This window comes from Tritonibacter horizontis (assembly GCF_001518015.1).
GTDB lineage: Bacteria > Pseudomonadota > Alphaproteobacteria > Rhodobacterales > Rhodobacteraceae > Epibacterium > Epibacterium horizontis.
In genome coordinates, this window is sequence record NZ_LPUY01000109.1 from 1 (window position 1) to 3,246 (window position 3,246).

Annotated in this window: 2 protein-coding genes and 1 pseudogene; 1 reads left to right on the forward strand and 2 read right to left on the reverse strand. The window is 65.4% G+C overall.

Going from position 1 to position 3,246, the window contains the following annotated elements; all coding sequences use genetic code 11:
- Positions 1 to 1,395: pseudogene (locus TRIHO_RS19925) on the reverse strand (hypothetical protein); the annotation flags it as partial.
- Between the two features lie 137 nt (positions 1,396 to 1,532).
- On the opposite strand from TRIHO_RS19925, the gene TRIHO_RS19930 reads away from it, so the two are divergent.
- The gene (locus TRIHO_RS19930; RefSeq protein WP_068248001.1) at positions 1,533 to 2,231 is read left to right on the forward strand and encodes a thiamine diphosphokinase; all 699 of its coding nucleotides are present in this window, start codon (positions 1,533 to 1,535) and stop codon (positions 2,229 to 2,231) included.
- On the opposite strand, the gene TRIHO_RS19935 is transcribed toward TRIHO_RS19930, so the two are convergent.
- The gene (locus tag TRIHO_RS19935) at positions 2,173 to 3,138 is read right to left on the reverse strand and encodes a DMT family transporter (protein ID WP_068248004.1); all 966 of its coding nucleotides are present in this window, start codon (positions 3,136 to 3,138) and stop codon (positions 2,173 to 2,175) included. The two genes, TRIHO_RS19930 and TRIHO_RS19935, sit on opposite strands and share 59 nt — an antisense overlap.
- Between the last annotated feature and the right edge of the window lie 108 nt (positions 3,139 to 3,246).

Below are 3,246 nucleotides of genomic sequence, written 5' to 3' on the forward strand. Positions count from 1 at the left end.
CGCCTGTTCTGCGACGGGCGCCGGGCGCGGGGTCTGCGCGTGGGGCGGCTGATCGGGGACCTCTTGCGCGGTCGACTCGATCAGGTTGGCATCGACCTGAGCCCGTTTGACGCGAATGACCCGTCCACGTACTGGCCGTTTCGGCGTGACATGTGCAGGCGGTTGCGCGGCGGTGCCGGCATCGGGCTGACTTGTCGTCGCGGCTGACCGGTCCGGTTCTGCAGACGTCTGGGCCTCGGGCTGAGGATCGGCTGCGGCTTCTGGCGATGGTGCGGCGGTTGTTTCGTCATCTTGCAGGGGGGCGTCACCCTGCGGGGCGTCCTCGGCGACGGGGCTTTCGCTCTTGGGCGCCGAATCGCCGGTCAGGTTCAGCCGGTCCAGCAAGGCGCTGACGGAATCATCGCCTGCGTCGGCGGCCTGCGCAGCGGGGGCATCGTCTTCGGCGGCGATGTCGCGCGACAGGGCGTCCTGCAGCGCCGAGGTGTCCTCGGTTGTGAAACTGTCGGCGTGCTCGTCTTCGGCAAAATCATCCTCGACCGGTGTCTTGGCGACAACGGCCCGAATGCGTTGCAGCTTCGCGGCGATGCTGTCGCCTGCGGGGAGGGGCTCGTCCGGACGGGACCGGCGGGCGATCCGGCTGATCGCGGGTGTCTCTGCGGGCCTGTTCTGCTCCTGCGCCGGTGCGGTGGCGGCCTCAGTGCGGGGGGACGGGACCGAGGCCGCGTCGGTATCATCGTCGGTCGGGGTCAGGGTTGTGCTGACACCCCAGAGGATGGCCTCGGAGTCTGCCAGGTCGCTGTCGTCGCCTTCACTGACGTCTGTAGCGAACTCGGGGTCGGCCGGGGGCGTCGCCGACACGTGATCATCGGGCGAAGCCGCGTCCGGGGCGCGCTGATCAGCCCCGTCCTGTTCTGGCGTCTGCTCCGTTTCTGTCGTCTGTTCCGCGACGGTGGCCGTCTGCGCGGGCTCTGCAGTTTCGGACTCTGGCGCGTCGGTGTTGTCTCGGCTGGCAGGCGACGGGACCGCCGCTGCGGCTGCTGGCGTGGCGGCAGCCTGGGCTGAGGATTCGACCTGGCGGATGTCCTGCGCTGCGGCTGGGGCGGGGGCCGGCGCTGGAGTCGGCTGCGCGTGCTGCTGCGGCGCGGCCGCGCGCAGGTGAATGCCCCCGGCGCCGCTGCGCGCTTCGACCTGGCGGGCAATCTCGCGCTGCGCGATCCGGGCCATCATTTCTGCATCGGGCTGCGGTGGCTCGGCGCCGAAATAGCGATCATCCGATGCAAGATCCCGAAAATACTCCGCGATCGCCTTCATTGTGTCAAAGGAGTCCTCAAACCCCTCCAACGTGCATGAAAACGTTCCGTAAGAAACTGTTAAAACTTTGTTGTTTTGCACCATAGGTCAGTTGGTCCTCGCCAGAGTCTACCGTCTAACTCGCGGGTTGAAGGGTCAAATTCAGCCCGAAACCTAGCAATTGTTCGTATAATTTTGTGTTTAGATTGTGGCCTGTTTCCATTTCTGCCAATTATCCCCTCATGACACAGGTGATTGTTCAGGAAACCGCCCCGGTGACGTTGATCGGCGGCGGCGATGTGGCCCCTTCGGACCTGAAAGAGGCCCTTTTGATTGCGCCTGTGCTGGTCGCGGCGGATGGCGGCGCGAATACTGCTGTCGCACTCGGCTATGAACCTAGGGCAGTGATCGGCGATTTCGACTCGGTCTCGGCCGAAACCCGTGCCGCCCTGCCGGACAGTATACTGCATCTGGTGGCGGAACAGGAAACCACGGATTTTGACAAGGCCTTGCGGGCGGTTGCCGCGCCTTTGGTGCTTGCCGTCGGGTTTCTGGGCGGGCGGGTCGATCATCAACTGGCGGCGTTGCATGTTCTGGTACAGCCGCACGACAGCCCCTGCATCCTGATCGGCGCGCAGGAGGTGGTGGTGCATATCACCGCGCCGCTGGCTGTGACGCTGACCCCCGGCGATGTGGTGTCGTTGTTCCCCCTGGCCCCGGTCACCGGGCGTTCCGAGGGGTTGGAGTGGCCAATCGACGGCCTTACGCTGTCGCCGTTTCAGCGGATCGGCACATCGAACCGGGCCATTGCCGAGGAGGTTCGGATTGGGGTGGACGGTCCGGGGTTGCTGGCGATTCTGCCGCGCCGCAGTCTTGGGGCCGTTATTCAGGCGATGCAGGCAGACCGGTCGCAGTCTTGGGCAGCGCCGCAGGTCCGGTGACCCGGGCAGCGTGGCGTTCCCGCAGCACCGCATAGAGCCCGGCGGCCACGGTCAGCAGAATGCCGCAGGTCGCGATCGCGTCGGGCAGTTCGGCAAAGACCAGCCAGCCGACCAGAACCGCCACCGGAATCTCGAGATATTGCATCGAGGCCAGGGTGCTGGTGGGGGCATAGCGCAGGGACCAGGTCATCATCAGATGCGCCGCGGTGCCAAGACCGCCGAGCAGGACCAGAAGCTTCAGTTCCGGGGCGGCGGGCAGGGTACTGTTCAATTCGGCGATGGACAGCAGGTGACCAAGGCCAAAGACCACCACCATCAGCCCGCAGGCAATCGCGCCAGAGACGGCCTGAATGGCAATCGGATCGGTGTCGCGGGCGATCTTGCGGGTGACCAGCATGAACAGGGCGAAAATCACCGCCACTGCGAGCGGCCACAGCGCGTTTGGGCCGACCTCGGCGAAACTGGGCCGGATCACCAGCAGGGTGCCGATGAAACCCACAAGACAGGCCGCCAGCCGTCGCAGACCGACGTCTTCGTGCAGCACGAATTTGCCCAGCAGCAACATGATGAAGGGCATCACAAACGCGATGGCGACCGCATCGGCCAATGGAAGATAGCGCAGCGCCATGAACATCGCGGTGATCCCCCCCATCTGCAGCAGGGTACGCAGAATCACCAGTGGCATCACTTGCGCCGGCAAGCGCAGCGATATCCCCAGCATCAGCGCCACCGGCGCCAGGATCAGGCCCTGTGCCGCAAAACGGGCAAAGACGATCTGGCCCACCGGAAGGCGCGTCGACAGCAGCTTTGCCACCGCATCGCCCAAGGGGATCGTGGCGCAAAACCCAAGCATCAGAAGAATGCCGAGCAAGGGGCGGTCGGTATTGGAAGGGGCCGTGTCCGTCATGCGGCGACGCTAGGACCGGGCCTGCAGGTTTGCAAGCGTCAAACGCTTGGGGCCTGGTGGCGCCGGTTTTGAGGGGTTTCGCCTCGGGCAGTGCCCGAGGCGACCCGC

Coding starts and splice junctions, on each gene's coding strand:
- TRIHO_RS19930 (WP_068248001.1), top strand. CDS start 1,533: ATGACACAGGTGATTGTTCAGGAAACCGCCCCGGTGACGTTGATCGGC.
- TRIHO_RS19935 (WP_068248004.1), bottom strand. CDS start 3,138: ATGACGGACACGGCCCCTTCCAATACCGACCGCCCCTTGCTCGGCATT.